The following is a 26,043-nucleotide window of genomic DNA, read 5'->3' as shown; positions in this document are numbered from 1 at the left end:
TTCGCCGATCAATCTGACTCGTTGATCCATGGGGGACTCTTGATTCCAGGGCATGATCAGATACCTCCTGATCATGCGTATTAGCCTGTAAACCATGTCCCCGGTTTGGAATGTAAACGATGTCTCCGGTTTGTACCGCGGGCTTGCCCGCTCCCACAGGGACCGCACGGTTTACAAACCTGTGGTAAACCTGTGGGAGCGGGCAAGCCCGCGAAGAGGCCGGCACAGGCTACGCAAGTTACAAACCTTGCCCCGCCCGGTGCCACCCCTCACAATGCAGGCCTTCATAGCGTCAACCCGCAGGAACCTGCATGAAACTCGACAAACCCGCCGCCATCGCCCGGCGCAACGAAGCACTGGCCAAGCCGGTGCTGAACAGCAGCAACACGCTGTTCGCCATCCTGGACAACAACCGCAACCTGTGGTGGTTCGAAGTGCCCGTGAAGCTGCTGGGCAAGGGCCAGGCCGACTGGGTCAACCTGCTGCTGCACACGCCAGAAAGCGATGAGCTGCAGCACCTGAAGGTGCCCACCAACTTCCTCAAGGCTCACCTGGAGCAGATGGAAGTGCGCAAGCCCGGCAAGCGCCGCTCCACCATCAGCCTGGCCCTCAGCGCCGACCGCGACTCGCTGCTGCGCGACACCCGTCCGGGTGGCGAGCAGCTGGACTTCCGCAACTTCGTACAGGCGTAAGGCGGTCAGGCCTTCTCGATACGATCGTCATGGATGACGATCAGGCCCTGCTTGAACAACGCGCCGATGGCCTTCTTGAAGTTGCCCTTGCTGACGTTGAACAGCTTGCTGATCAGCGCCGGGTCGCTCTTGTCGCACACGCCCAACACCCCACCTTCAGCCTCCAGGCGCGCCATGATCTGCTCTTGCAGGCTGTCGGCCAGGGCCGCACCTACCGGTTGCAGGCTCAGGGCGATCTTGCCGTCGTGGCGCACTTCCTTGATGAAGCCCTTCTCGTGCATGCCCGAACGCAGGAACTTGAACACCTCGTTCTTGTGGATCAGGCCCCAGTGGCGGTTGTTGATGATGGCCTTGAAGCCCATCGGCGTTTCGCCGGCCACCAGCAGCTCGACCGGTTGCCCGACTTTGTAGTCGGCCGGGGTGACGTCAAGGTAACGGTCCAGGCGTGACGTGGCGGTGATGCGGCGGGTGCGCTTGTCGAGGTAGACGTGCACCACGCAGTAATCGCCGATCTTCAGCTGCCGCGCCTCTTCCGAGTACGGCATCAGCAAGTCCTTGGGCAGGCCCCAGTCCAGGAAGATACCGGCACCGTTGATGTCCTTGACCTTGAGGCTGGCGAACTCACCCACCTGCACCTTGGGCTTCTCGGTGGTGGCGATCAGCTGGTCTTCGCTGTCCAGGTAGATGAACACGTTCAGCCAGTCATCCACCTCGGTTTCGGCGTTTTTCGGGATGTAGCGCCCCGGCAGCAGGATCTCGCCATCGGCGCCGCCGTCCAGGTACAGACCGAAGTCCACGTGCTTCACGATTTGCAAACTGTTGTAACGCCCAAGCAGAGCCATTTCCGATGTTCCTCCAGACAAGGCGGCTATTCTACACCTGAAGCCAGCGGGCCGCCCGACCGCTGATGCAGTGGAACCGTCAGCAGCCCCTTGCGTCTACCGTGTGGCCAGCCATTGCAAGGAACAGCACATGCCTCTCCGCCTGTCCAAAGCCCTGCTCATCGCCATCGGCTTCGCCCTGGCTTTGGCCGCCTGCAGCCGTATCGACCTGGCCTACCGCAACCTCGACCGCCTGGTGCCGTGGTCGCTGGGCGATTACCTGGACATGAACAGCGAGCAGAAGGCCTTGCTCGACGACCGCTTGCGCGAGCACCTGGCCTGGCATTGCAAGACCCAGCTGCCCGGCTACCTCGACTGGCTGGACCGGGTACGCGCCATGGTCGCCGATGGCCAGGTGACCGACCAGGCCCTGCAGCAACGCACCCGCGAGGCCCGTGAGGCGATTGGCCGGGTGGCGGAGGAAATCACCCCGTCGGCCACCGAGCTGTTGCGCGGCATGAGCGACAGGCAGGTGGCGGAAATGCGCGACGCCTTTCGCGAGGACATCAGCGAACGGCAGAAGCAGTATGTGGATACGCCGCTGCCCAAACAGATCGCCCGCCGTACCGAGCGCATGGAAAAACGCCTGACGCCCTGGCTGGGCGAGCTGACAGCGGAGCAGAAGCAGCGGGTGCAGGCCTGGTCGCAGGCGCTGGGCGACCAGAACCGCGAATGGATTACCAACCGTGCCCACTGGCAGCAGCAATTGATGCTGGCGATGAACCAGCGCAAAGACGCCAGCTTCGAACCACGCCTGGCGACACTGTTGCAGCGCAAGGAAAGTTTGTGGACGCCTGAATACCGCTCGGCGTTTCAAAATACCGAACAACAGGCGCGTAGTTTGCTGGTGGACCTGGTGCAGCAGAGCACCCCGCAACAGCGGCGGTTTTTGCAAGAAAAACTGGGCAAGGTGCGCACCGACTTCAGTGAGTTGAAGTGTTTGAAGGGTTGAAGTCACTGGTTGCCTGTCCTGGCCCTATCGCCGGCAAGCCAGCTCCCACAGGTACCCGAGAAAGCTCAGCCCTGTGATAATCCTGTGGGAGCTGGCTTGCCGGCGATAGGGCCAGGACAAGCCAAGCATTTACCGGGCCTTGCGCCGATACGGAAACACATCAATCACCTTTCCCTCGCGAATCGCTGCCTGCAGCCCCTTCCAGTAATCCGCGTCGTACAACTCCCCATGCAAGCGGCTGAACAAACGCCGCTGGCCCATATCGGCAAACAGGAACGGCGGAAACTCTTCGGGGAACACGTCATGTGGCCCGATCGAGTACCACGGCTCGCCCGACATCTCGTCTTCGGGGTAACGCGGTGGCGGAATATGGCGGAAGTTCACTTCGGTCAGGAAGCTGATCTCGTCATAGTCGTAGAACACCACCCGACCATGGCGAGTAACGCCGAAGTTCTTCAGCAGCATGTCGCCGGGGAAAATGTTCGCCGCCGCCAGCTGCTTGATGGCCAGGCCGTAATCCTCCAGCGCCTCCAGCACCTGGCCTTCGCTGGCATGCTCCAGGTACAGGTTCAACGGCGTCATGCGCCGCTCGGTCCAGCAGTGGCGGATCAGTACCGTGTCACCCTCCAGTGCCACCGTCGACGGCGCCACCTCCAGCAGTTCGGCCAGGCACTCCGGCTCGAACTTGCCACGCGGGAAGCGAAAATCGGCAAATTCCTGGGTATCGGCCAGGCGCCCGACGCGGTCGACGCTTTTCACCAGCCGGTACTTGTCGATCACCGTGGCGCGGTCCACGGTCTTTGACGGCGAGAAACGGTCCTTGATGATCTTGAACACGGTGTTGAAGCCCGGCAGGGTGAACACGCTCATGACCATGCCGCGCACCCCGGGTGCCATGACGAAGCGGTCGTCGCTGCCGGCCAGGTGGTTGATCAGCGCCCGGTAAAATTCCGACTTGCCGTGCTTGTAGAAACCGATGGAGGTGTACAGCTCGGCAATGTGCTTGCCCGGCAGGATGCGCTTGAGGAAGTTGACGAACTCTGCCGGCACCGGCACATCGACCATGAAATAGGAGCGGGTGAAGGAAAAAATGATCGACACCTCGGCTTCGTCGGTAATCAGCGCGTCGGCCTCGATACCGTGCCCTTCACGGTGCAGCAGCGGGATCACCAGCGGCCACTGCTCATCGCTGTTGTACAGCCGGCCGACCAGGTAGGCGCCCTTGTTGCGGTACAGCACCGGCGAAAACAGCTCCACCGCCAGCGTCGGGTCTTTGCACACCCAGTCGGGCAGGCACTCGCGCAGTTGCTCCTCAAGGCGTGACACGTCGCTTTCAAGGTCGCCATAGGCGAATGCGTAGTTGGCGAGGATCGCCCGCAACAGGCCCTTGAGGTTGCCATCGGGGCGATAGGTAGAGGTTTGTGCAGCGCGCTGGCGGCTGCGGATCGACGGCCGGGTGGTGTGGATGAACATGCAGCCGTCGCTGATCTGGTCATGGCTGAACAGGCTGCAGAACAACGAGTTGTACCAGGTCTCCGACAGTTCATCGTCCAGCCGCGGGTCGATCAGCCGTATATAGGCACTTTTCACCAAAGGCCACTGCTCGACCGCCAGCAGCACCTCGTCATCGAACGCATCACGCAGCCAGCCGTTGACCTCGCCGACTTTCTGTTCGTACAGGTTGATCCGAGCGGCGGCTGCCCGCTGGCTATCTTGCCAGCGCGCCTGTTCGAAGCGTTCGCGGGCACCCAGGGTGATGCGGCGGAAATGCTCGCGGTAGTCGTCAAAGCCATCGAGGATCATCCGGGCGATCTCGCCGGCAGGCCAGTGCTGGGTCATGCGGGACACCTCGGTGCGGGGTGAGATAGACAGCTTAGTCGCACTCTCGAGGGTGTGGAGCCTGTGCCGGCCTCTTCGCGGGTAAACCCGCTCCCACAGGTCAAGCACGGTCCTTGAAGCCTGTGGTGTACCTGTGGTAGCGGGTTCACCCGCGAAAAGGCCGGTACAGGATTGCACCGCAAGAAAGCACAAGAATCCCCCCGCCCCCTGACGTACACTCGCGCCCTGCCCTGTACCCGGAGACTGCCGTGAGCCCCATCGCCCTAGCCCGCCTGCTGACCCTTGCTGCCGTCTGGGGGGCGAGCTTCCTGTTCATGCGCATCATCGCCCCCGAGCTGGGCACGGTGCCGACCGCGTTCTTCCGCGTGTCCATTGCCTGCCTGGGCCTGATTGGCATCGTCGCCGTCGCCCGCGTGCGTTGGGACTTCCAGGGCAAGCTTGGCGCCTGCCTGGTACTGGGCATGATCAACTCCGGTATCCCCGCCACCTTCTATTCCGTCGCCGCTCAGGTATTGCCTGCTGGCTACTCGGCCATCTTCAATGCCACCACGCCACTGATGGGCGTGCTGATCGGCATGCTGTTCTTCCGTGAGCCCATGACCCTGCCCAAATTGTGCGGCATCTTCCTGGGCCTGTTTGGCGTCGGCATCCTCAGCGGCGCCGGCCCGGTAGCGCTGGACATGGCCCTGCTGCAAGGCGCCCTCGCCTGCCTGGCGGCCACCACCTGCTACGGCTTTGCCGGCTTCCTTGCCCGCCGCTGGATCAGCGGCCTGGACAGCCGCCTGTCAGCGCTGGGCAGCATGCTCGGCGCCACCTTGCTGCTAAGCCCGCTGTTCGCGTGGAGCGCGCTTAGCCAACCGCCTGCCAGCTGGGGCGGCTGGCAGGTGTGGCTGTCGCTGCTGGGCCTGGGCCTGTTGTGCACGGCGTTCGCCTATATCCTGTACTTCCGCCTGCTGGAAGAAATCGGCCCGGTCAAGGCCAGCACCGTGACCTTCCTCATTCCAGTGTTCGGCGTACTGTGGGGGGCATGGCTGCTGGACGAGTCGCTGTCCATGGGGCACCTGTACGGCGGCCTGCTGATTGCCGCAGCACTGTGGCTTGTGCTCAAGCCCGCACGGCGCAGTGCCTGATAGATTTCACGGGGGCTGCCGTGCAGCCCGACCGCCACCGTTTCACCTGTAAAACCACACCCGCCTGCGTTACCCCAAATGCCCAGTTCCCTCGCACGAATATAAATTCATGCGCGGTTGCTGGGCATTTTCGTGCCATATAAAAAACCATGTTTCATATATAAAACAACCACTAAACCACCCTGAAATCGCAAGTTATTAATAAACAATAACTTTATTGATAATTACACGAAAGTTTGTACTTGGCATTGTTCATGCACTAAACGGCGTATCACCTATAAAACAGACCAGAGAGCATTCCCATGGCTGTGAAAGAGATGTACGCAATCGCCCCGCAATGGCATGAACCTCAGCGCAACGAAGCCCAGACGGAAATCGAATTCCGTAATGTCGGCAAAGCGTTCCCGGCCAAAGGGCGAACCGATGCCCCGTTCGCCATCCGTGGTGTGAACTTCAAGATCCGTCGCGGCGAAGTGGTGTCCATCATCGGCCCTTCCGGCTGTGGCAAAAGCACCATCCTCAACATGGGTTCTGGCCTGTACCGGCCCACCGAGGGCGAAGTGCTGGTCAGCGGTGAAGCGGTCAACGGCCCGGTCCCGAAAGTCGCCTTCATGCTGCAGAAAGACCTGCTGATGCCGTGGCGCAGCATCCGTCGCAACGTCGAGCTGGGCCTGGAGATCCAGGGCATGCCCGCCGCCCAGCGCAAGGTCATCGCCGAGGACCTGCTCAAGCGTTGCCACCTGCAAGGCTTCACCGACCACTACCCGTTCCAGCTGTCCGGCGGCATGCGCCAGCGCGCCGCGCTGGCCCGCACCCTGGCGATCGACCCGCAGGTGCTGTTTCTCGACGAGCCGTTCTCGGCCCTCGATGCGCAAACCAAGATGATCCTGCAACAGGACCTGGCGCAGATGCTGTTCGAGGAAAAGAAGACAGCCTTGTTCATCACCCATGACTTGGTCGAGGCCATCGCCCTGTCCGACCGCCTGCTGGTGATGAGCGCACGCCCCGGCACGATCATCGAGGAAATCGAGATCGACCTGCCGTACCGCAACAACCCGCTGGAGCGCCGCAAGCTGCCGGAAATCGGCCCGCTCGCCGGCCGCCTGATGGATCTGCTCAAGGTCGGCGAAGACCTCGACCTGCACTGACCGACGCCCCACTCACCACTCGGGAGTTAGCATGTTCACCACACACCTCAAGCGCGTGGCACACACCACCCTGGCTGCCTTGGCACTGAGCCTGGCCGCCCAGGTTCAGGCCGAGCCGACCAAGGTCACCTACCTGCTGCCCGCGCCGCCCAGCCTGCCGGCATTCGCGCCGTGGATCATCGCCAAGGAAAAGGGCTACTACCAGGCCCAGGACCTGGACGTGACCTTCATCGCCGCCAAGGGCGGCGTCGACGTGGCCAAGCAGATCGGCGCCGGCAACGCACTGGTCGGCGGCGCCATCGGCGACACCCCGATCATCGTCCGCCCCAACGGCATCCCGGTGCGCACGGTGGCGGTGCTCGGTGGCGGCGGGGTAACCATGATCGCCACCAATGCCAGCGAGAACATCCAGACGATCCAGCAGCTCAAGGGCAAGACGCTGACGGTGATGTCCTACTCCGACACCACCTACTACGCCCTGCTTGCCTCGCTGCGCAAGGCGGGCCTGGGCAAGGACGATGTGAACATCCAGGCCGCTGGCCCGTCCGGGGTGTGGCAGCTGTTTTCGGCCGGCAAGGCCCAGGCCATGGCCGGGGTACCGGACTGGGTGATCAACGCCGAGGACGCCGGGCTCAAGTACTCGCTGATCCCTCGCGAGCAAGTGTTCGAGAGCATGGCACAGGCCATCCTCGCCTCTGACGACGCCATCGAACATCACCCGCAGATCGTCCGCGGCGTGGTCCAGGCCACCCTGCGCGGCCTGCAGGACATCATCGACGACCCCAAGGCCGCCGCCGCCAGTTTTGCCCGCGCCGTCCCGGCCTACGCCGGCAAGGAAGCGTCGCTGGAAAAAACCCTGCGCCTGTATGTGGAGTACGTCTACGCCGGCCAGCCGGTGCTCGGCCGTATCGACCCGGCACGCCTGGATGCGGTGCGCAAGTTCTATGTCAGCGAGGGCATCGTCCCCCGCGAAACCAAGCTCGACGAGCTCTACAGCAACCAGTTCATCGAAACCCGCACCGCGGCCAAGTAAAGGCCCGGCAATAACAAGGTAAACGCCCGATGAGAAACCTCAATCCGTCCGTGGCCGGCAGCGTCGCCCTGCTGGTCCTGTTTCTGGTGCTCTGGCAATGGGGCCCGGGGCTGGTCGGCATGCCCGAGTTCGTCATGCCGCAACTGAGCCGGGTAGCCCAGGAAAGCCTGCTGATGTGGCAGTCCGGCAACCTGCTCGAACATACCCTGATCACTGCCTTCGAGATCATCGTCGGCTTCGCCCTTGGCGCCCTGCTGGGTGTGGCCATCGGCGTGTCGCTGGGCCTGTCGCCGTCGGCCGAGGCCATGCTGTCGCCGTACATCCTGGCCCTGCAGATCGCCCCCAAGGTGGCCTTCGCCCCGCTGTTCGTGATGTGGCTGGGCTACACCATCTACCCGAAGATCCTGATCGCCATCCTGATCGTGTTCTTCCCGGTGATGATCAACGTGCTCTCGGCCATCCGCACCGTCGACCCGGACATGATCAACCTGGTGCGCACCATGAATGCGAGCCGCTGGCAGATCTTCCGCCTGGTCGAGTTTCCCTCGGCCATGGCCGCGCTTTTTTCCGGCTTGCGCATTGCCTCCACCCTCGCGGTCATCGGCGTCACCGTCGGCGAACTGGTCGGTGGCAACCAGGGCCTGGGCTTCCTGCTGGTGGACGCTGAAGGCCAGGGCAACACCGCCGGGGTGTTCGTCGCCATCGTCATGCTCACCCTGATCGGCGTGCTCGCCTACGGCGCCGTGGTCTGGGCCGAAAAACGCGTGCTCCATTACCTCCCCAAAGCCATGCTGAGTAGCCAATGATGAGCAGCTTCAACAACCTTCTCGAAGGCCGCCGGGTGCTGGTCACCGGTGGTGCCCGCGGCCTGGGTTATGCCTTTGCCCAAGCCATCGCCCAGGCCGGCGCCCGGGTGGTCATCGCCGATGTGCTCGCCGGCCGCGTACAGCAAGCCGCCTGCGAACTGAGCGGCATGGGCCTGGATGTCACGGGCGTCAGCCTGGACCTGGCCAGCCCCGAGTCGATCGACACCTGCATCGAACGCACGGTCAAGCGCCTGGGCGGCCTCGACGGCCTGGTCAACAACGCCTCGATCACCAACTCCGGCGGCAAGAGCTGCGAGGAGCTGGACATCGAGACCTGGGACCAGGTCATGCAAGTCAACGTGCGCGGCACCTGGCTGATGACCCGCGCCGCCCTGCCGGCGCTGCGTGAAAGCGGCCGCGGTGCGGTGATCAACCTGGCCTCCGACACCCCGCTGTGGGGTGCACCGAACCTGCTGGCGTATGTCGCCAGCAAAGGCGCGGTGATTGCCATGACCCGCAGCCTGGCCCGCGAGCTGGGCAATGCCAACATCACCGTAAACGCCATCGCCCCCGGGCTGGTGCTGGTGGAGGCCACCGCCTACGTGCCCGAGGCCCGCCACCGTATGTACACCGAACAACGTGCCATCCAGCGCCCGCAACTGCCCGACGACGTCAGTGGCGCGGTGCTGTTCGCCCTGTCTGACCTGTCGCGCTTCATCACTGGACAGCCCCGCCGCTACGACTGGGATGCGCTGAAGTTCCAGGCCGACTACGACCCCAAGTTCCGCCGCGCGCAGATGCGCTACGTGGGCACTGGCGGCACCGGTGTGAGCAGTGACATGAACACCATCCCGTCCGAGCACTTCACCTTCTCCACCATGGTCATCCCGGCCGGCCACGAAGGCCCGCCGCACCTGCACACCGACGTCGAGGAAGTGTTCTTCGTGTTGCGCGGCAAGCTGAAGGTGATCATCGAAAAGGATGGCGAGCGCTTCGAGACCATCCTCACCGACCGCGACCTGATTTCGGTACCACCCGGGGTGTACCGCGAAGAGATCAACGTGGGCGATGAAGACGCGCTGATGTGCGTGATGCTCGGCGCCAAGAAGCCGGTGACCCCGACCTACCCGCCAGCGCACCCGCTGGCATCGATCAAGCGCGGGTAAGCCGATGCTGCCGATCACCCCCATCGCCCCGCTGCTCGCGCAGCTCGACCAGTGCTTCCCCGAGCGCCTGCTGCGCCTGGCCCAGGGGCGGCAGGCAGTGCGCGAAGCCGGCAGTGGCCAAGCCATGGTGCTGCTACACGGCATCGGCTCGGGCGCAGCCAGCTGGTTGCAGGTGGCCCAGGGCCTGAGCGAGCGGGCGCGGGTGATCGCCTGGGACGCCCCGGGCTACGGCCAGTCCACACCATTGCCAATGGCAGCGCCCGAGGCCCACGACTACGCCGGGCGCCTGCTGCAGATGCTCGACGCCTTGGCCATCGAGCGCTGCGTGCTGGTCGGCCATTCCCTCGGCGCACTGACCGCCGCCGCGTTCGCCCAGGCCCACCCGGCACGCGTCAGCCGCCTGGTGCTGCTAAGCCCTGCGCGCGGCTACGGTGCGCAACCCGAACAAGGCCAGGCGGTGCGCAGCAAACGCCTGCACAGCCTGGAGCACATGGGCATCGAGCAGATGGCCCGCGAACGCAGTGCGCACTTGCTGTCCGCCAGCGCCAGCAACGAGGCACTGGGCTGGGTGCAATGGAACATGGCGCGGCTACAGCCACATGGCTACCGCCAGGCCATCGAACTGCTGTGCGGTGATCACCTGTTGCGCTACGCGCCGTTGGCGGTGCCCTGCGAAGTACACGGCGGCAGCGCCGACGGCATCACCCGCGCCGACGACTGCCAGGCCCTGGCCGCTGCCCTGGGCGCGCCTTTCAAGCTGATACCCGGCGCCGGCCATGCCTGCGCCATCGAACAACCCGACACGGTGACGGGCCTGCTGGCCCGCGCCCTGGACGCCTCTCTCACAGGTAGCGTGCTATGAACGATATGGATCCGTTTAAGGAAAACCAGGACAAGTACATTGTCCCGGGGCTGGAACGCGGCCTGCTACTGCTGTGCGAATTCAGCCGGCAGAACCGCACCCTGACTGCCCCCGAGCTGGCCCGACGCCTGTCGCTGCCACGCTCGACCATCTTCCGCCTGCTGACCACCCTGGAAACCATGGGCTTCGTCACCCGCAGCGGCAACGAGTACCGCCTGGGGATGTCGGTGCTGCGCCTGGGCTTCGAGTACCTGGCCTCGCTGGAACTGACCGAGCTCGGCCAACCCCTGCTGGCACGGCTGTGCGACCACCTCAACTACCCGAGCAACCTGGTGGTGCGCGACGGCCGCTCGATCGTTTACGTGGCCAAGGTGTCGCCGCCGTCGGTGTTCTCCAGCGCGGTCACCGTCGGTACCCGCCTGCCGGCCCATGCCACCGTGCTGGGGCGCATCCTGCTGGCCGACCTTAGCCTCGGCGAATTGCGCGAGCTGTACCCGGAAGAGCACCTGGAGCAGTTTTCGCCGTGCACGCCGAAGACCGTGCTGGAGCTGTTCGACCTGGTCCAGGCCGACCGCCTGCGCGGCTACGTCAGCGGCGAAGGCTTCTTCGAGTCGACCATCTCCACAGTGGCAGCACCGGTACGCGACGCCAGTGGCCAGGTGGTCGCCGCGCTCGGCCTGACCATCCCCACCGTGCAGATCGGCCATGTCAATTTCGACAACCTGCTGGGCCAGGTCCGTAACAGCGCCGATGAGCTGTCGCGGCTGCTCAACTACACACCCAACGCAGGCCACGGCCGCGTCACCGCGCTGATGAGGGACTGAGATGAACCCCTATCAACTCCACGACAGCACGGTGATCGTCACCGGCGGCTCGTCGGGCATCGGCTACGCCTGCGTCGAGCTGCTGCTCGAAGCCGGCGCCCGCGTGGCCTTCTGCGGGCGCAACGAAGACCGCCTGCGCAGCGCCGAGGCGCGGTTGCGCGACCGCTTCCCCGAGGCGCGCCTGCTGGCCCAGGTGTGCGACGTGCTCGACGCCGGTTCCGTGCAGGCCTTTGCAACTGCCAGCCAAGCCGCACTCGGCCCGGCCCAGGTGCTGGTCAACAACGCAGGCCAAGGCCGCGTGTCGACCTTTGCAAGCACCACCGACGAGGCCTGGAACGACGAACTGCAACTGAAGTTCTTTTCGGTCATCCACCCGGTGCGTGCCTTCATGACGCAACTGCAAGGCCAGGCCAACGCCTCCATCGTTTGCGTCAACTCGCTGCTGGCCAGCCAGCCGGAACCGCACATGGTGGCCACCTCGGCCGCCCGTGCGGGGCTGAAGAACCTGGTGCGCTCGATGGCCTTCGAGTTTGCCGAACACGGCATCCGGGTCAACGGCATCCTCATCGGCCTGGTCGAGTCCGGGCAATGGCGCCGCCGTTTCGAGGCCCGCGAAGAGCGCGAGCTGGACTGGGCGCAATGGACCGCGCAGCTGGCACAACGCAAACAAATCCCCTTGGGCCGCCTTGGCCTGCCGAAGGAGGCGGCGCAGGCGATCCTGTTCCTCGCCTCACCCCTGTCGGCCTACACCACTGGCAGTCATATCGATGTATCCGGAGGCCTGTCCCGCCATGCGTAACGAAAACACTGTCACCGTCGGTGCCGTCATCACCGCGTTCCTTGAGCAATGCGACGTCAAGGCGGCGTTCGGGGTGATCTCGATCCACAACATGCCGATCCTCGATGCCTTCGCCGTACGCGGCAACATCCGCTTCGTCATGGCCCGCGGTGAAGCCGGGGCAACCAACATGGCCGATGCCTATGCCCGCAGCATGGGTGGCCTGGGCGTATGCCTGACCTCCACCGGCACCGCCGCCGGCAACGCTGCCGGGGCGATGGTCGAAGCACTCACCGCCGGCACGCCGCTGCTGCACATCACCGGGCAGATCGAAACCCCGTACCTGGACCAGGAACTGGCCTACATCCACGAAGCGCGCGACCAACTGACCATGCTCAAGGCGGTGTCCAAGGCAGCCTTCCGCGTACGCAGCGTGGAGACCGCGCTCAGTACCCTGAAGCTGGCCGTGCAGACCGCGCTGACCGCCCCCACCGGCCCGGTCAGCGTGGAAATCCCGATCGACATCCAGTCGGCCTTCATTCCCATGCCGACCGACCTGTCACCGCTGCCGATCCCGGTCGCCGCCCCCGCCGCCGAAGCCCTCGACCTGGTGGCCGAGCGCCTGGCCAACGCCACCCGCCCTCTGCTATGGCTTGGCGGCGGCGCCCGGCATGCCGGCGCACAGGTCAAGCGCCTGCTGGACATGGGTGTCGGTGTGATCACCTCGACCCAGGGCCGTGGCGTGGTCAACGAGGATGACGAGCGCTGCCTGGGCGCGTTCTCGCAGAACAAGCTGGTCGAAGGCTTCATGCAGACCTGCGACGCGCTGGTGGTGGCGGGCTCGCGCCTGCGCAGCAACGAGACCTTCAAGTATGCCTTGAAGCTGCCACGCACCACCCTGCGCATCGACGTCAACCCGGCCATCGAAGGCCGAAGCTACCCCAGTGACCTGTTCATCTGCGGCGACGCCGCGCTGGCCCTGGAAGGCCTGGCCGACCGCCTGCAGGGCCGCCTGAACATCGATCCGAACTTCCTGGCCGAACTCAAGGCCGTGCGCGAGCAGGCCCGCAAGCAACTGGTCGCCGACCTTGGCCCGTATTCGGCGCTGGTCGAGCAGTTGCAGGCGCAAACCGGGCGCAACTTCACCTGGGTGCGCGACGTGACCCTGTCCAACAGCATCTGGGGCAACCGCCTGCTCAACCTCTACCACCCGCTGTCCGGCGTGCACGCCCTCGGTGGCGGCATCGGCCAGGGCCTGGCGATGGGCATTGGCGCGGCGGTAGCAGCGGCGGAAACCGCACCCGGGCGCAAGGTGTTCGCCCTGGCAGGCGACGGTGGTTTCATCCTCAACCTGGGTGAACTGGCAACGCTGGTCCAGGAGAAGGCCAATGTGGTCATCCTGCTGATGAACGACCAGCGCTATGGCGTGATCCGCAACATCCAGGATGCCATCTACGGCGCACGCCATGCCTACGTCGAACTGCACACGCCCGACTACAGCAAGCTCGCCGAATCGCTCGGCCTGCGCCATGGCCTGGTCAGCGACCTGAACCATTTCGGCAACGTGCTCGAAGGTGCCCTGGGCACACAAGGCCCGTTCCTGCTGGAAGTGGACATGCTCAGCGTCGGTGGCTTCGCCACCCAGTTCGCCGGCCCGCCCAACAGCGAAACCAAGGCGCAGAAGGCTACGGCCTGAGGACCCCGCCATGTTGCATATCACCATGATCGGCTGCGGCGCCATTGGCGTCGGCGTGCTCGAATTGCTGGAGCAAGACCCACAGCTGTGCGTCGATGCGGTGATCGCTTCGGCCGGCTCCGAAGCGCTGGTGCGCCAGCGCCTGGCCAGCTTTCGCCAGCCGCCCCGGGTGCTCACTGCGCTGGCCACCGATGCGCGCCCCGACCTGCTGGTCGAGTGCGCCGGCCACAAGGCCATCGAAGAGCACGTGCTGCCGGCGCTGGAGCGCGGCATCGCCTGCCTGATCGTCTCGGTCGGCGCGCTGTCCGAACCCGGCCTGGTCGAACGCCTGGAAGCGGCGGCGGCACGCGGCAATACCCGCATCGAACTGCTGCCAGGTGCCATCGGCGGCATCGATGCCCTGTCAGCCGCCAAGGTTGGCGGGCTCGACGCCGTCAACTACACCGGCCGCAAACCGGCGCAGGCCTGGAAGAACACCCCGGCCGAGCAGGTGTGCACGCTGGACAGCCTCAGCGAAGCGACGGTGATCTTCGACGGCAGCGCCCGTGAAGCGGCGCGGCTGTACCCCAAGAACGCCAACGTCGCCGCCACCCTGTCGCTGGCAGGGCTCGGCCTGGACCGCACCCGCGTGACCCTGATCGCCGACCCGCACAGCGAAGAAAACGTGCACCAGGTCGAAGCCCGCGGCGCCTTCGGCCGCTTCGAGATGAGCCTGCGCGGCAAGCCGCTGGCAGCCAACCCGAAGACCTCGGCGCTGACCGTCTACAGCGTGGTGCGCGCCCTTGGCAACCACGCCCATGCCATTTCCATCTAGGGGACTGCCAATGACACTGGAACAGACCTTGCCCATCTGCATCGCCGGCACCTGGCGCCTGGGCGGCGGCGAACGCTACGCCACCTGCTACCCGGCCACCGGCGAGCCGGTCGCCTGGCTCAATGCCGCCAGCCTTGAGGATGTCGAGGCCGCCGTACAGGGCGCGCACCACGCCTTCCTGCACAGCGGCTGGGCCCAGCGCAAACCGCACGAACGCGCCGCCGTGCTGTACCGCACCGCCGAACTGATCCGCGAGCGCGCCGAAGAGCTGGCGCAACTGCAGCGCCAGGACAACGGCAAACCGATCAACGAAACCCGCGCCCTGGTCGCCAGCGCGGCCGGCACCTTCCAGTTCTTCGCCGCCGCCTGCGAAACCCTGGAAGAAACCATCACCCCGTCACGCGGCGACTTCATCAGCATGAGCGTGTACGAGCCCATGGGCGTGGTCGCAGCGATCACGCCGTGGAACTCGCCGATCGCCAGCGAGGCGCAAAAGGTTGCCCCGGCCCTGGCCGGCGGCAACGCGGTGGTGATCAAGCCAGCGGAAATCACCCCGCTGCTGGCCCTGCAGCTAGCTCGCATCTGCGAAGACGCCGGGCTGCCGAAGGGCCTGATCAGCGTGCTGCCGGGCAAGGGCTCGCTGCTCGGTGACGCCTTGACCCGCCACCCGCTGGTCAAGCGCGTCTCGTTCACCGGCGGCACCCGCACCGGCAAGCACATCGCCCATATTGCCGCCGACAAGATGATGCCGGTGTCGTTGGAGCTGGGCGGCAAGTCGCCAACCATCGTCCTCGAAGACGCCGACCTCGACCACGCCGTGGCCGGTGTGCTGTACGGCATCTTCAGCTCCTCGGGCGAGGCCTGCATCGCAGGGTCGCGGCTGTTCGTCGCCCGTGCCCTGTACGAACCGTTCATGGCTCGCCTGACCGCCGCTGCCGCGCAGCTGCGCCTGGGCGACCCGGCCGACGAACGCACGCAGATGGGCCCGCTGATCAGCGCTGCGCACCGTGAGTCGGTGGAACGCTACGTGGCCCTGGGCCTGGCCGAAGGTGGCCGCCTGCGCCTGGGCGGTGAACGCCCGCGCGGCGGGCTGTTCGACCAAGGCTACTTCTACCCGCCGACCATCCTCGAAGGCCTGGGCAACCACCAGCAGGTGTGCCAGGAAGAAATCTTCGGCCCGGTGCTGGTGGCCATGCCATTCGACAACGAAGACGAGCTGCTGGCCCAGGCCAACGACAGCCTCTACGCACTGGCCGCCGGCATCTGGACCCGCGACTACAAACGCGCCTGGGCCCTGGGCCGCAAGCTGCAGGCCGGCACGGTATGGATCAACACCTACAAGCAGTTTTCCATCTCGACACCGTTCGGCGGCTGGCGTGACAGCGGTCTTGGCCGCGAAAAAGGCCGCCTGGGCATTCTGCAGTACATGGAACAGAAGAGCCTCTACTGGGGCATGAACCAACAGCCGCTGGCGTGGGCCGGCGTGGAGGCAGGGCAATGAGCGTACTGGGCATCGACGAAGTCACCTATGGCGTGGAAGACCTCGCCACCTGCGCGCGCTTCTTCGCCGACTGGGGGCTGAGCAAGGTCAGCGAGCAGCCCGACGAGGTGATCTTCGAAACCCTCAATGGTTGCCGCGTGATACTGGCCGCCATCGACAAACCCGGCCTGCCGCCGGCCATCGAACCCGGCTCGACCGTGCGCGAAGTGGTCTGGGGCGTGGCAAGCCAGGCGGACCTGGCACTGTACAGCCAGCGCATCGCCAACGACCCGGGTTTTGTCGAAGGCAACGGCCGCATCGGCTGCACCGACCCCAATGGCCTGGCGATCCGCCTGCAGGTCACCCGCAAACGCCCGCTGGACATCGAATGCAGCGGCCACAACACCTGGGAGACCAAGGGCCGGATCAACAAGCCGGCGCCGGTCTACGAACGTGCCACGCCCATCGAAGTGGGCCACGTGGTGTTCTTCGTCAAGGATGTGAATGCCTGCGAAGCGTTCTACCACGAGCGTTTCGGCTTCCAGGCCTCGGACCGCTACCCCAACCGCGGCGCCTTCCTGCGCACCGCCGAGGAAGGCGGCCACCACGACCTGTTCATGCTGCAGCTGCCGGCCCCACGTGCCGGGCTCAACCACGTGGCCTTCACCGTGCGTGACCTGCACGAAGTGTTTGGTGGCGGCATGCACATTTCCCGCTGTGGCTGGGCCACCGAAATCGGCCCGGGCCGGCACCCGGTGTCGTCGGCGTTCTTCTGGTACTTCAAGAACCCCGCAGGCGCACTGGTCGAGTACTACGCCGACGAAGACCAACTGACCGGCGACTGGCAGCCGCGCGAATTCGAACCCGGCCCGACCGTGTTCGCCGAATGGGCGATCGCCGGTGGCATCGATGGCAACACCCGGCGCCAGCAGCATATCGAAGCACCGCAAGGCAAGTTCCTCACCGACAAACCCAAGAACAATTGAGGCCAATCCCATGAGCACACCCGAGGTTTACCTGCAGCCGCATCAGGCCCGCAAACGCCCCAACACGCCGTTCGAAGACCTGCTCGGCGACTCGATCGAACGCGCCTACGGCAACGGCGTGAGCGAACTGGGCGAATTGATTGCGCACCTGAACCTGGCCGGTCCGCCCTGCCCGCTGACCCGCGGTGAATGGACCGAAGACACTTTCAAAACCCTGATGGCACGGCTGGGCGAATGACCCGCCGGAGGTAGAACAAGATGAACATGCAGATCACCGTCGACCCTGTTGAAAACCACCTGGCCAACGGCCTGAAAGACCTCTGGTTCCCGGTATTACCGTCGGAGCTGCTCGGCGAGAAACCCGTCTCGATTCGCCGCCTGGGCTACAAGATCGCCCTGTGGCGCGACAACGACGGCAGCGTCCATGCCCTCGAAGACCACTGCCCGCACCGCGGTGCGCCGTTGTCCCAGGGGCCGGTACTGGGTGACCGCCTGCAGTGCCCGTACCACGGCGTCGAAGTGCGCTGTGACGGCACCGTGACCAAAGTGCCCGGCAGCCCCGGCTGCAAGCTTGAAGGCAGCCGCCCGACGCGGATGTTCCATACCCGCGAGGCCGCTGGCGCGATCTTCCTGTTCAACGCCACCGAGCCGAACCTGGACACACCGCCAGAGCTGGTACTGCCCGAACAGCTGAGCTCGCCCGAGTGGAGCAGCTTCCTCTGCTACACCGAGTGGAAAGGCGACTACCGCTACGTGCTCGACAACGTCATGGACCCGATGCACGGCACCTACCTGCACAAGATGTCGCATTCGATGAGCGAGGGTGAGGCTACCGCCAAATTCGTCACCCGCGACACCGACCAGGGCTTCTTCTTCGAGAAGGAAGGCCAGCGCGGGGTCAACTTCGACTGGACCGAATTCCTCGACAACGGCTGCCACTGGCTGCGCCTTGAAATCCCCTACCCGAAGACCGGTGGCCCGGGCGGCAATTTCTCGATTGTCGCCAGCTACACCCCTAGCAGCCGCGCCCTGTCGGCAGTATTCCACTGGCGCACGCGGCGGCTGAGCGGCTGGCAGCGCGACACCTGGCGCTTCCTCTACAAGAACCGCCTGGAGGCGCGCCACTGGGCGGTGCTGGAGCAGGACCGGGTGTTGCTGGAGTTCATGGAGTTCGACGCCAACCAGCGCGAAAACCTCTACCAGCACGACCTTGGCGTGGTGCGCCTGCGCCGTTACCTGAAGGGCAAGGCCAAGGAACAGCTGGCCCTGATCGAAACCCGGCAACTGGCCTGAGCATGAGGTGACCGATGTCCAACTCCTCCACCATCAGCGCGTTGGTGCATACCCTGCGCCATGAAGCCGAAGGCATCATCAGCGTCGAGCTGCGCCCGTGGGGCGATACCGTGTTCACGCCGTTCGAGGCCGGTTCGCACATCGACCTGCACCTGCCCAACGGCCTGGTGCGCAGTTACTCGCTGCTGAACGCGCCGAGCGACCAGGGCCGCTATGTGGTCGGTATCCTGCGTGACCGTGCCAGCCGCGGCGGCTCGCGCTACGTTCACGAGCAACTGCGGGTGGGCACGCAGTTGCAGATTTCCCAACCGCGCAACAACTTCGCCCTCGACACCCGCGCCAGCCACAGCGTACTGGTGGCCGGCGGCATCGGCATCACGCCGATCTACTGCATGTTCCGCCAGTTGCTGGCGCTGGGACGCTCGGCCGAACTGGTCTACTGCGCCCGCTCGCGCGCCGAAGCGGCGCTGGTGGAGGAGATCACCGGGCTGGGTGCAAAGGTGCTGTACCACTTCAACGACGAGAAAGGCGGCCTGCCGGACCTGGCCAGTTACCTGGCCGGGCGCCCTGCGGACACGCACTTCTACTGCTGCGGGCCGACGCCGATGCTGGATGCCTTCGAGCAGGCCTGCGAACGCCTGGGGTACCCGCATGCGCACATCGAGCGGTTTACCGCCGCCGAAGTGGCACCGTCGCAAGATGCCCAGGACAGCTACAGCGTCGAGCTGAGCAAGTCGGGCAGGACCGTTAGCGTCGAGCCTGGGTTGAACCTGCTGGACGTGCTGCTCGAAGCCGGCTGCGATATCGAGTACAGCTGCCGCGAGGGTGTATGCGGCTCTTGCGAAACGCGGGTGCTGGACGGCGATATCGACCACCGCGACGGCGTACTGACCAAAGCCGAACGTGCGGCGAACAAATCGATGATGGTCTGCGTGTCGGGCTGCAAAAGCCGGCGCCTGGTGCTCGACCTCTGAGTTGACTGGGCTGGCCCTTTCGCGGCGATCCGATTTACCCGCGAACGGGCCAGCACAGACACACCAAAAAAACTAGAACAATAAACCAGCCAGCAGTTTTCGCCTTCAGCCAGCTATCCCCTCGAAACACCCTGTCAAAAGGGTGAGGGCCCGCTGCTGCCTGCGAAAACTGCTCCAACCTTGCAGGGCACAGCATGAACAGATATCTGATAAGCCTCGGTCTGATTCTCGGCAGTTGCACCAGCTTCGCCTCCGAACCCGGCCCCGCCGCCCCGGACCAGCCACCCACCGCGAAAAAGCCCTTCCCGCACGTTGCCTGGCGCAGCGACGACGGCCAGAGCAGCCTGGACATCGGCGGCGCCCTGCGCGTCAACTACCGCGACGAACACTGGGACACCACGGAAAACAACGGCCGCTTGCTGTTCGATACCTTTCGCATCGATGTGCAGGCCAGCCACCGCCAGCTGTTCAGCGATGTCGGCTACTGGTTCCAGGACGACGGCAAGCGCTCCATCGACCGCGGTTACATCGGCTACCGCTTCAGCCCGCAAGCCAACCTGCAACTCGGCGCGCCGTTCAAGCCGTTCGGCCTGGAGCCTTACCCGCAGTTCGGCTGGAGTTATCACATTCCATTTTTCATGGGCTATGGCGTCAGCGCCGGCACGGGCCTGAAATACAGCTACAAGGATGCGCAGTGGGACCTGCAACTGGGCTACTTCCCACGCATGCTGCCCTCAAGCCTGCGCTACTCGCCGGAGGTCGGGCGCTACGCCGACCTTGACGACAATGCCGTACCTTTCACCCAGTCGCGCCAGGACAACGAAAAGCGCAACCAGGTCAACGCCCGTGTTGCCCGAACCTTCACAGGCGACGGCTGGAAGACCGAGCTGGGCGCTTCGCTGGCCGCTGCCGAACTGTACAACGCCACCACCCATGACGATGGCGACTATTGGGCAGGCGGTGTGCATGCGCTGTTCAACAAAGGCCCCTGGACGTTGACGGGCCAGGCGATCCGCTATGAATACAACCCGAAAAACCCGGCCGGCGTCAGTGACAGCGCGGTACTGATGGGCGGCAACGGCCTGACCCCGGCTTACCTGATCGCCGCCAAGGCGAACATCGCCGCAGTCAACCTTGGCTATGACGTGTTCACCCCCAAGCTTGGGCAGTTGAAGAAGATAAAGCTCTACACCGACTACAGCCGGATGATGAAGGATGAGCACGGCTGGGACGATTCGCAGATGTTCACCGTCGGCGCGCAGTTCCTGGCCATGCCGATCATGGCCTGGGTCGACTTGACCTGGGCGCGCAACGCCAACCCGTTTGGTGGGGCGGAAAATGGCACGGGCTGGACCAGCACCAGCTCGGTGGGCAGCAATGACTGGTATTACCGGACCAACATCAACATCGGGTATTACTTCTAACGCCTTATCTGTCTGTGCCGGCGATGAGGCCGGTACAGACAACACCCGCAAAGCGCATTACGATAGGCAGCCCCCCTGACACGTAATGCCCCATGCCCCCCGAGCAAACCCCAGCCTACAAGATTGTGCTCTGGCGCCTGGAGCAGGATGCCCAAGGCTACCCACCCGCTTCGGTCGAAGGGCTCTGGGCAAAACCCACGGCAACCGGTTACCAGGTCGACAGCATTCCCTTTTATGCCTACGGCATCGCACCCGGCGATACCATCTGCATTCGTGAAGACGGCGAACAATCCTGGTTCGCGGCCCTGCTGCAAAGTGGCGGCGCTTCGGTGTTCCGCGTTCTTGTAAAAGCCGCAGGCGACCTGGACCAGGTGCGTATGGCGCTCGAGGATTTCGGCTGCGCCTGCGAAGTCGAAAAGGCCGTGAGAATGCTGGCCGTCGAAGTCCCGCCAGCGCGTTCGCTCGACACCCTGCTCTACTACCTGCTCACCCAGCGCGAAGCCGGCCTGCTGGACTTCGAGGAAGGCGTACTAAGGCACGCCATCCCCGAAGAATTCCGCTAACGCCTACGCCTCTGCCAGGCGCGCGGCGGGCTTGCGAAACACGAACAGCAGGCCCACCACGATCAACCCCATGCCCAGCAGGCTGAGCGGTGCCAGGCGGTTGCCGAAGATCAGGAAGTCCATCACCGCAGTGACGGCCGGCACCAGGTAGAACAGGCTGGTGACATTGACCAGGTTGCCCTTGGCGATCAGCCGATACAGCAGCAAGGTCGCCAGCAACGAAACCACCAGGCCCATCCACAGCAGCGCGCCGACAAAGCCGCCGGTCCACTCGACATGCAGTGGTTGCAGCGGTGCGAACAACGCGCACATGGCAAAGCCGGCCAGGTACTGCAAGGGCAGCGTGCCCATGGGGTTATCGGTGATGCGTTTCTGCAGGATCGAGCCCAAGGTCATGCTGGCCAGCGCCAGCAGGGCAAACAGCATCCCCGCCAGTGACACCCCGCCCAGGTTGATGCCTTGGTAAACCACCATGATCAAGCCGCCCAATCCCAGCCCCAGGCCGAACAGACGGCTCCAGGAGCGCTGACGCTCCATCAGCACCACGGTGAGGATCGGTTGTACCCCCATCACCGTGGCCATGACGCCAGGCGTCACATGGGTATTGAGCGCCAGCAAGTAGAAAATCTGATACGCGCCGAGCAGCACACACCCTGTGCCCAGCGCACGCAGAATCGCCCCCCGGCTGCGCGGCCAGCGCAGCCCCAGCAGCGGGCCGATCAACAACAGGCCGGCCAAGGCCAGCGCCGAGCGCAACAGCAAAAAGGCGAACGGGCTGGCATGCGCCAGGCCCAACTTGGAGACGATTGCCCCGCTGCTCCACAGCAGGACGAACAGGCTGGTAGTGGCCGCCGAGGCCACGGAAGTTTTGGAAAAGACAGACATGTATGCACCTGTATTCGGGCAAAAAAGCCGAACGGTGGGCGTGAACTTCAGCTGGGGAAGTAGCCGACCGTGTTCAGTAGGTTGCGTGTGCGAAGGGGTTCGGCAGAAAGCCGATCAGCCCAGCACGACCACGCAGGGAGGCGGAGCTACGCCGCCTACAACGCCACTGACAGGTGGTGGGTAATGACTGATCATAACCGGCTGCTGGCTGCCACGCACGACCATGCCCGCGACTGGCGCGAGGGCAAAGCTTGTGGTGGAAGGGATGGCGGGCATGTTCAGGTCTTCAGGGAAGATAAGTGTTTCGGAATATAGCGGTGAACTCTTGATTGGGCAATAACCTGAACCGGCCTCTTCGCCGATAACCCCGCTCCCACAGGTACAGCATGGGCCTGAAGCCAGCGCCGTACCTGTGGGAGCGGGTTCACCCGCGAAGAGGCCGGGCCTGCAATCAGAACAACCAGCGGTACAGCAAATAAGCCACCACCACCGCCAGCACCGGCCGCAGCACGCGGTAGGCCTTGGGGTTGGCGCGCTTGAACTGCTTCACATGGCCGCTGATCTTGTTGCTGAAGCGTTTGCTCCAGGCATACGCCTGGTTGATCCCGCCCACACGCTCGTCGTCGGTGTTCTGCGGCGCAGTGGCGCGACCAAGGAAGGCGCTGACCTGGCGGTTGATGCGGGTCATCAGCGAGCTGCTCAGCGGGCGCTCGATGTCGCAGAACAGGATAACGCGGGTAACGTCGGTCTCGTTCTTGACCCAGTGCACGTAGGTTTCGTCGAACATCACGTCTTCGCCATCACGCCAGGCGTATTCCTCGCCATCGACATAGATGCGGCAAGCATCGGAGTTCGGCGTGGACAGGCCCAGGTGATAGCGCAGCGAGCCTGCAAAGGGGTCGCGGTGCGGGTTCAGGTGGCTGCCGCCGGGCAGCAGGGCGAACATCGCGCCCTTGACGTTGGGGATACTGCTGACCAGCTCGACAGTGCGCGGGCACAGGGCTTCGGCCGAAGGCAGCGGTTTGTCGTACCACTTCAGGTAAAAACGCTTCCAGCCTTTCTTGAAGAACGAACCGAAGCCGGCGTCGTTGTCCTTTTCGGCGGCGCGGATGTAACCCTCGTCGAACAGGCGCATGGCCTCTTCGCGGATGTCCTGCCAGTTGTCCTTCAGCACGTCCAGCTCAGGGAAGCGCTGGCGGTCCAGGTAGGGCTTGGACGGCACGCCGGAAAACAGGTACATCAGGGCGTTGTAGGGGGCGAACAGCGCCGAATGGTTGACGAACTGGCGCAACACCGGCAGGCGAGCCTTGCCGCGCAGGTGCACGAACAGCACGCTGCCGAAAAACACCAGCAGGACACCCGCCTTGGCTGCAAAGGAAAAGGTCATGCTTCACTCCTTGGAAAGGAGACAGGGCTGCGCAGCCTGGCTCCTGAAAATCATCCTGCCATCATAAACTGATCCCGCCGCGGTAAAAACAACCCGGGCGGGATCGCATTGATGAAGATTTTGCAATAAACCAGGCCGCCAAACGTTGCGTCGGATCAGCGGCGAGGCCGATTACTGCTGGTTTTCCTGCTCGCTGAACAGGTCACTGAACAGCATGCTCGACAGATAGCGCTCGCCCGAGTCGGGCAGAATTACGACGATGGTCTTACCCTGCATTTCCGGTTTTTCAGCCAGGCGCACCGCGGCGGCCATTGCCGCACCACAGGAAATACCGCAAAGGATGCCCTCTTCCTGCATCAGGCGAATGGCCATGGCCTTGGACTCTTCGTCGGTCACCGTTTCTACCTGGTCGACAATCGACAGATCGAGGTTTTTCGGCACGAAACCGGCGCCAATGCCCTGGATCTTGTGCGGGCTGGGCTTGAGCTCTTCGCCTGCCAGGGTCTGGGTGATCAGCGGCGATGACACCGGCTCGACAGCCACCGACAGGATTGCCTTGCCCTGGGTGTGCTTGATGTAGCGCGACACACCGGTGATGGTGCCGCCCGTGCCCACGCCCGCCACCAGCACGTCGACTGCGCCGTCAGTGTCGTTCCAGATTTCCGGGCCGGTGGTTTTTTCGTGGATGGCCGGGTTGGCCGGGTTCTCGAACTGGCCCGGCAGGAAGTACTGAGCCGGGTCGGAGGCGACGATTTCGTTGGCCTTCTCGATGGCGCCCTTCATGCCTTTGGCCGGCTCGGTCAGCACCAGTTCGGCGCCCAGGGCCTTCAACACCTTGCGCCGCTCCAGGCTCATGGAGGCTGGCATGGTCAGCATCAGCTTGTAGCCACGGGCGGCGGCGACAAAGGCCAGGCCGATACCGGTGTTGCCCGAGGTAGGCTCGACGATGGTCATGCCCGGCTTGAGCTTGCCGCTGCTCTCTGCGTCCCAGACCATGTTCGCGCCGATGCGGCACTTGACCGAGTAGCCCGGGTTGCGCCCTTCGATCTTGGCCAGGATAGTTACGCCACGCGGGGCGATGCGGTTGATCTGCACCAGCGGCGTGTTACCGATGGAGTGGGCGTTGTCTGCAAAGATACGGCTCATGGCAGGGGTCCTTGGCATGAAAAACAGCAGGGAAAGACCTCAAGGGTAAGCCCCGGCCGGTGGCCCGTAAAGCCTGTTCGAACTCGACCGGGCGCGTTGCGGTCAACCGCACATCCCGCCTTGGAGACGCCCCGATGAGAGCCCGTTACCGCTGGCCGCTGATCGGCCTGGGCAGCCTGATCGTGCTGCTGGTGGCCCTGCACCTCGCCCTGCCCTACCTGGTACGCGACTACCTGAACGATAAACTGGCCGACATGGGCGATTACCGTGGCCAGGTCGCCGACGTGGACCTGGCCTGGTGGCGCGGCGCGTACCAGATCAACGGGCTGAAAATCGTCAAGACCAGCGGCAAGGTGCCGGTACCCTTTCTCGACGCGCCGCTGATCGACCTTTCCGTGAGTTGGCATTCGCTGTGGTCCGACAGGGCGGTGGTGGCCGAGGTGACCTTTGTGCGCCCGGAGCTGAACTTCGTCGACGGCGGTAGCAAGCAGGCATCGCAGACCGGCCGGGGCACCGACTGGCGCCAGCAACTGGAAAAACTGCTGCCCATCACCCTCAACGAAGTGCGGATCGACAACGGCGTGCTGACCTTCCGCAACTTCAACTCCAAACCTCCGGTCGACCTGAAGGCCACTCGGCTGGAAGCCAGCATCCGCAACCTGACCAATGTTCGCGACAAGAAAGGCCGTCGCGATGCGAGTTTCGAAGGTACGGCGCTCATCGCGGGCGATGCGAAGGTAGAAAGCCGTGCCACTTTCGACCCGTTCAGTGATTTCGATGACTTCGAGTTCAGGCTGCGCGCCACCGGCATCGAACTGCGCAAACTGAACGACTTTGCCAGCGCCTATGGCAAGTTCGACTTCAATGCCGGGCACGGGGACGTGGTCATTGAGGCGCAAGCGGAGAACGGCCGGCTGAAGGGCTACATAAAGCCGCTGCTGCGCGATGTGGATGTATTCGACTGGCAACAGGACGTCGAGGAAAAGGACAAGGGCTTCTTCCGCTCGGTGTGGGAGGCGGTGGTGGGGGCGACCGAGACGGTGCTGAAGAACCAGCCAAAAAACCAGTTTGCCACCCGGGTGGAGCTGAGTGGCAGCGTGCGCAAACAGGACATCAGCGCCTTCGAGGCGTTTTTGCAGATCCTGCGCAACGGGTTTGTCCAGGCGTTCAATGCCCGATACGAGCGAGGGGCGCCGGATGCCGACTGAGTGGGCGTGACGGGGCATTCAGGGACTGAATACCCGGTCTGCGTTTCCAGCTGCTTAACCCCGCGTTATAGTCGGT

Annotated in this window: 24 protein-coding genes and 2 pseudogenes; 21 read left to right on the top strand and 5 right to left on the bottom strand. The window is 64.2% G+C overall.

Annotated features, from left to right (window positions below; genetic code table 11):
• Positions 1-311 precede the first annotated feature (311 nt).
• Complete coding sequence (locus AK81_RS22775; RefSeq protein WP_043202730.1) at positions 312-692, top strand: hypothetical protein; 381 nt, start codon at positions 312-314, stop codon at positions 690-692.
• Between the two features lie 5 nt (positions 693-697).
• Here AK81_RS22775 and AK81_RS22770 read toward each other — a convergent pair whose 3' ends face one another.
• The gene (locus AK81_RS22770; RefSeq protein ID WP_016498413.1) at positions 698-1,534 is read right to left on the bottom strand and encodes a CvfB family protein; all 837 of its coding nucleotides are present in this window, start codon (positions 1,532-1,534) and stop codon (positions 698-700) included.
• Positions 1,535-1,664: 130 nt separating this feature from the next.
• Here AK81_RS22770 and AK81_RS22765 point away from each other — a divergent pair, with 130 nt between their 5' ends.
• A complete protein-coding gene (locus AK81_RS22765) occupies positions 1,665-2,525 on the top strand; it encodes a DUF6279 family lipoprotein (RefSeq protein ID WP_043202726.1) in 861 nt (286 codons plus the stop codon).
• Between the two features lie 129 nt (positions 2,526-2,654).
• Here the strand turns inward: AK81_RS22765 and aceK are convergent, their stop codons facing one another.
• Positions 2,655-4,364 (bottom strand): bifunctional isocitrate dehydrogenase kinase/phosphatase, encoded by a 1,710-nt coding sequence (gene aceK, locus AK81_RS22760; protein WP_043202723.1) that lies wholly within the window; start codon positions 4,362-4,364, stop codon positions 2,655-2,657.
• 248 nt (positions 4,365-4,612) lie between these two features.
• On the opposite strand from aceK, the gene AK81_RS22755 reads away from it, so the two are divergent.
• The 18 genes and pseudogenes from AK81_RS22755 to AK81_RS22675 all read left to right on the top strand — a co-directional run bounded on the left by AK81_RS22755 (position 4,613) and on the right by AK81_RS22675 (position 21,341).
• Positions 4,613-5,494: a DMT family transporter gene (locus tag AK81_RS22755; RefSeq protein WP_043202720.1), complete on the top strand. Its 882-nt coding sequence runs from the start codon at positions 4,613-4,615 to the stop codon at positions 5,492-5,494.
• A gap of 302 nt (positions 5,495-5,796) precedes the next feature.
• Positions 5,797-6,642, top strand: coding sequence for an ABC transporter ATP-binding protein (locus AK81_RS22750; protein WP_043202719.1), 846 nt, complete (start codon positions 5,797-5,799; stop codon positions 6,640-6,642).
• A 31-nt stretch (positions 6,643-6,673) separates the two neighbouring features.
• Entirely contained in the window at positions 6,674-7,675 is a 1,002-nt protein-coding gene (locus AK81_RS22745; RefSeq protein ID WP_050491936.1) for an ABC transporter substrate-binding protein, read from the top strand.
• A gap of 29 nt (positions 7,676-7,704) precedes the next feature.
• Positions 7,705-8,481, top strand: a complete 777-nt coding sequence (locus tag AK81_RS22740) for an ABC transporter permease (RefSeq protein ID WP_043202718.1) — start codon at positions 7,705-7,707, stop codon at positions 8,479-8,481.
• Positions 8,478-9,209: pseudogene (locus AK81_RS30870) on the top strand (SDR family oxidoreductase); the annotation flags it as partial. The gene AK81_RS22740 and the pseudogene AK81_RS30870, both read left to right, overlap by 4 nt.
• Positions 9,210-9,212: 3 nt before the next feature.
• A pseudogene (locus tag AK81_RS30865) lies at positions 9,213-9,647 on the top strand (cupin domain-containing protein); the annotation flags it as partial.
• Positions 9,648-9,651: 4 nt separating this feature from the next.
• A complete protein-coding gene (locus AK81_RS22730; RefSeq protein ID WP_043202717.1) occupies positions 9,652-10,509 on the top strand; it encodes an alpha/beta fold hydrolase in 858 nt (285 codons plus the stop codon).
• Positions 10,510-10,514: 5 nt separating this feature from the next.
• Positions 10,515-11,333 (top strand): IclR family transcriptional regulator, encoded by an 819-nt coding sequence (locus AK81_RS22725; protein WP_154100833.1) that lies wholly within the window; start codon positions 10,515-10,517, stop codon positions 11,331-11,333.
• 1 nt (position 11,334) lies between these two features.
• The gene (locus AK81_RS22720; protein ID WP_043202713.1) at positions 11,335-12,132 is read left to right on the top strand and encodes an SDR family oxidoreductase; all 798 of its coding nucleotides are present in this window, start codon (positions 11,335-11,337) and stop codon (positions 12,130-12,132) included.
• Positions 12,125-13,807 carry a thiamine pyrophosphate-binding protein gene (locus AK81_RS22715; RefSeq protein ID WP_043202712.1) on the top strand — a complete coding sequence of 561 codons (1,683 nt, stop codon included), beginning with the start codon at positions 12,125-12,127 and terminating at the stop codon, positions 13,805-13,807. Before AK81_RS22720 ends, AK81_RS22715 begins: the two co-directional genes overlap by 8 nt.
• 10 nt (positions 13,808-13,817) lie before the next feature.
• A complete protein-coding gene (locus AK81_RS22710; protein ID WP_043202710.1) occupies positions 13,818-14,621 on the top strand; it encodes an aspartate dehydrogenase in 804 nt (267 codons plus the stop codon).
• 10 nt (positions 14,622-14,631) lie between these two features.
• Positions 14,632-16,122 carry an aldehyde dehydrogenase gene (locus AK81_RS22705; protein WP_043202708.1) on the top strand — a complete coding sequence of 497 codons (1,491 nt, stop codon included), beginning with the start codon at positions 14,632-14,634 and terminating at the stop codon, positions 16,120-16,122.
• The gene (locus AK81_RS22700) at positions 16,119-17,087 is read left to right on the top strand and encodes a VOC family protein (protein WP_043202706.1); all 969 of its coding nucleotides are present in this window, start codon (positions 16,119-16,121) and stop codon (positions 17,085-17,087) included. Before AK81_RS22705 ends, AK81_RS22700 begins: the two co-directional genes overlap by 4 nt.
• 10 nt (positions 17,088-17,097) lie before the next feature.
• The gene (locus AK81_RS22695) at positions 17,098-17,325 is read left to right on the top strand and encodes a recombinase-like helix-turn-helix domain-containing protein (protein ID WP_043202705.1); all 228 of its coding nucleotides are present in this window, start codon (positions 17,098-17,100) and stop codon (positions 17,323-17,325) included.
• A gap of 20 nt (positions 17,326-17,345) precedes the next feature.
• The gene (locus AK81_RS22690; RefSeq protein WP_043202704.1) at positions 17,346-18,380 is read left to right on the top strand and encodes an aromatic ring-hydroxylating oxygenase subunit alpha; all 1,035 of its coding nucleotides are present in this window, start codon (positions 17,346-17,348) and stop codon (positions 18,378-18,380) included.
• A gap of 14 nt (positions 18,381-18,394) precedes the next feature.
• Entirely contained in the window at positions 18,395-19,354 is a 960-nt protein-coding gene (locus AK81_RS22685) for a PDR/VanB family oxidoreductase (protein ID WP_043202702.1), read from the top strand.
• A gap of 194 nt (positions 19,355-19,548) precedes the next feature.
• A complete protein-coding gene (locus tag AK81_RS22680; protein WP_043202701.1) occupies positions 19,549-20,778 on the top strand; it encodes a hypothetical protein in 1,230 nt (409 codons plus the stop codon).
• Positions 20,779-20,870: 92 nt separating this feature from the next.
• Entirely contained in the window at positions 20,871-21,341 is a 471-nt protein-coding gene (locus tag AK81_RS22675) for a DUF4265 domain-containing protein (protein ID WP_043202697.1), read from the top strand.
• Between the two features lie 3 nt (positions 21,342-21,344).
• Here AK81_RS22675 and AK81_RS22670 read toward each other — a convergent pair whose 3' ends face one another.
• From AK81_RS22670 to cysK, 3 genes are all read right to left on the bottom strand, one after another.
• A complete protein-coding gene (locus AK81_RS22670; RefSeq protein WP_043202696.1) occupies positions 21,345-22,226 on the bottom strand; it encodes a DMT family transporter in 882 nt (293 codons plus the stop codon).
• 451 nt (positions 22,227-22,677) lie between these two features.
• Positions 22,678-23,613 (bottom strand): aspartyl/asparaginyl beta-hydroxylase domain-containing protein, encoded by a 936-nt coding sequence (locus tag AK81_RS22665; protein WP_043202694.1) that lies wholly within the window; start codon positions 23,611-23,613, stop codon positions 22,678-22,680.
• Positions 23,614-23,784: 171 nt separating this feature from the next.
• Positions 23,785-24,759 (bottom strand): cysteine synthase A, encoded by a 975-nt coding sequence (cysK, locus tag AK81_RS22660; protein ID WP_043202693.1) that lies wholly within the window; start codon positions 24,757-24,759, stop codon positions 23,785-23,787.
• Between the two features lie 134 nt (positions 24,760-24,893).
• On the opposite strand from cysK, the gene AK81_RS22655 reads away from it, so the two are divergent.
• Positions 24,894-25,967, top strand: a complete 1,074-nt coding sequence (locus tag AK81_RS22655; RefSeq protein ID WP_043202691.1) for a DUF748 domain-containing protein — start codon at positions 24,894-24,896, stop codon at positions 25,965-25,967.
• Positions 25,968-26,043: the final 76 nt, after the last annotated feature.

Origin of the sequence: Pseudomonas putida W15Oct28, from assembly GCF_000708715.2 — a bacterium.
GTDB lineage: Bacteria > Pseudomonadota > Gammaproteobacteria > Pseudomonadales > Pseudomonadaceae > Aquipseudomonas > Aquipseudomonas putida_R.
This window is presented reverse-complemented; position numbering and strand designations above follow the sequence as displayed.